Annotated in this window: 2 protein-coding genes; both read right to left on the bottom strand. The window is 69.5% G+C overall.

What is annotated here, in order from left to right; all coding sequences use genetic code 11:
* Nucleotides 1-2,496 (bottom strand): hypothetical protein (locus OXN25_17950; GenBank protein MDE0426738.1); only part of this gene is annotated, 2,496 nt, incomplete at its 3' end.
* Nucleotides 2,497-2,641: 145 nt separating this feature from the next.
* Complete coding sequence (locus OXN25_17945; GenBank protein MDE0426737.1) at nucleotides 2,642-2,878, bottom strand: hypothetical protein; 237 nt, start codon at nucleotides 2,876-2,878, stop codon at nucleotides 2,642-2,644.
* Between the last annotated feature and the right edge of the window lie 74 nt (nucleotides 2,879-2,952).

Here is a 2,952-nt window from a genome sequence, read left to right as displayed (position 1 = left end):
CGGCGATTCGTGGTCGGGGCCGTCGAGCACCGTCACCCGGTCGTAGTCGGGGGTGCCGGTCCCGTACTTGAGCGAGTCCCAGTCGGGGTAGTACGGATCCAGCGAGCCGTCGGGGTTGCCGATGTTGGCGATGCCTTCGGTCCTGATCAGACCCGGGGTGAGGAACGCCGCCCAGATCTCGCCGTCGATGTCGGCGGCGTCGGCGCGCGTCTCGATGACGAAGTCGGCTCCGGTCTCGCCGGCGGGGACGGTCACGATCTGCAAGCCTGTGCCGCGCTCGTCCACGAACCAGGCGCCGAGCTCGGCGCGCTCGCGGTCGAGTGGGCTGTGCTCATAGGACACCCACAAGTTGACGTCGGTGTCCTCTTTGAACACGGATCCGGAGCGCAGCTCGACGGTGATCGGCTCGCCCTCGACGATCGACGCCTCCTTGATGCGCAAGTGTACCCACGGGCGTTGTTGGCCCTCGTCGTCGCGGATCACGCCTTCGGCTGTGCTGGGGTCGCCCAGGGCGGCGTCGACGGGGTCGCTGAGCGTCGCGGTGAGGATCTCGTGGACCTCGTCTTCGGTGTCGCCTCTGATCTCCACGACGATCTCGGCTGTGGTCTGCCCGGCGGGAATCGTCAGCGTGCTGCCGGCCGGCGCGATGTAGTCGTCGCCGGCGGTGGCGGTCTCGCTGGCGACCGCGAAGCTCACAGCGACATCCTTGCCGCTGGCCTCAGACAGCGCCACGGGTAACACCATGTCGGTCGTGGCCGCCGGGTCGTCGCCCTCGGCGACGTCGGCGGCGCCGGCGACAGTGACAGACGGCTGCGGGTCGGCGGCGTCTTCGTTGATCGTGCCGACCGCGGCCGGGTCGGCGGCCAGCACAGCGTTTTGGGGGTTCGACAGCACGATCTTGAACGTCTCGGCGTGCTCGTCGACGCCGTCGTCGACGGTGCTCACCTCGACCTGCACAGACTGCGCGCCGGCGGGTACCACCACGGTCCGCCCCGCGACCGGCGTGTAGTCGTCGCCGGCCGCGGCGGGGTGCGCGCCCGACGTGTCGTCCCCGGTCGCCCAGGTGAAGGTCACGTCTTGGCCCGAGGGTTGCGACAGCGACACGGTGAAGGCCGCGCCGTCGCCCTCGTCGGCGGCGCCGTCCGCGACCGACAGCGTCGGCGGGCCGTCGTCGTCGGTGATCCGCCCCGACACCGACACGCCGCCCTCTGGCAGGTCCGCGTGGTCCGCGCCCAACAGCGTCAGCACCACCGTCTCAGCAGCGCCCTCGTCGATACTGTCGCCGCGCACCGGGACCGTCACTGTCCCTGTGGTCGATCCTGCCTCGATGGTCAGCGACAGCGGCGGCGTGTCGTAGTCGGTGCCCGCAGTCGCGGTGCCGCCCAGCGCATACCACACGGTCACGTCCTTGCCCGACACAGCCGACAGGCCCACGTCGAAGTCCATGCCGGTCGTGGCAGCAGGATCGTCGCCCTCCTGCACGGCCGCCGCGTCGGCGACTGACAGCACGGGAACGCGGGCGTCGTCGTTGTCGGTGATCGTCAGCCGCGGGTAAAAGAACGTGTAGCCGCCGTGCGCGTTCCACAACTCGCCGGTGTTCGCGACACGGTTGAGGTCATAGCCGAGCGCGACCGCCTCGTCGAACTCGTCGAGGCCGTCGTCGGTGATCGTCGCCTTGAACGTGTTCGAGCCGCTGTTGCGGCCCGCGGCGATAGTGATATCGACACCGACCTCGCCCTCGACCGCGTCGCGCAGCGCGATGTCGGCACCCGGCGCAGCGGTATGCCCGCCGCCGGGGATCCTCAAGCCCCCCACCCTCGACTCCACCAGCACCGCCGAATCGGCCGTCGCGCCGCCGCCCAGCGACGCCGTCAACGTGTAGGTCATCTCCGCAGTCACCGACTCCGACACACTCGACGGCGACAGCGACAACACCACATGAGACGCCCTGTCGTCATCGAAGATGCGCCCCGTCGCCTCCCCCGCGCCCGGCGCGACCGTCGCGTTGGCCGGCGACCCCAACGTCACGACCACCGTCTCATGGTCCTCGCCCAAAGGATCCGAGAACGTCGTGACCGCGATCTCCCCCGACAACTCGCCCGCCGCGATCACCACCTGCTTCACGTCGGGGTCGTCATAATCCACACCGGCGGTCGCGGTCCCGCCCAGCGTGTAGGGCACCGTCACGTCCACACCGCTCACCGCAGAGAGATGCAAGCGATAGACGATGTCCGCGGACTCCGAGCTCGAGCCGCCCTCCAACGTCAGTTCCGCGTCGTCCACAGCGCCCGCGGTGGGCGACTGATGCAACCCCACCAGCGGCACCGGATCGTCCTCCACGACCGTGCCCACCGCCCGGCCAACCGAACCGACACGCGCCACGCCCTCCACGATGTCCGAGATCTCCACCGCGAACGTCTCATCGCCCTCATAGAGCCCGTCCTCGACCGTCAGAACCCAAAACCACGCCCCCGACGAACCCGCATGGATCCTCACACGCGCCCCCGACACCGACCCGAAATCCGAACCCGCCGACGCCGCCACAGCACCCGGCCGCCGATCGGCCGCAGTCCCCAACTCCACCACCACATCAGACGCCAACACCGGACTCAACCCCACCCAGAACCCCAGCGCCTCCCCCTCAACCGCCGAAGCCTCCGAGATCGACACCACACCGACACCGCCCTGCGCACCAGCACCACCCCCCATCAACATCAACGCCGGCAACAGCACCAAACCCACCAACACCCCCAACCCCGCCACACGCAACCAACCACCACCGCCAACCCCACGACCACCCACCCGCACGCCGCGCGCCGTCACACGCAGCCAACCACCACCAACCCCGCGACCGCCCCGACACCGAACCCGGCCACACGCAGCACGCACTCTCCCCAACCCACTCCTTCTCCTAACCGCCCAATAGATGACCACCGCCAGCCCGATCAGGCC

Source organism: Candidatus Poribacteria bacterium (assembly GCA_028820845.1).
GTDB lineage: Bacteria > Poribacteria > WGA-4E > WGA-4E > WGA-3G > WGA-3G.
The sequence above is the reverse complement of the archived record's forward strand: the minus strand, read 5'-3'. Positions and strand labels throughout refer to the sequence as shown.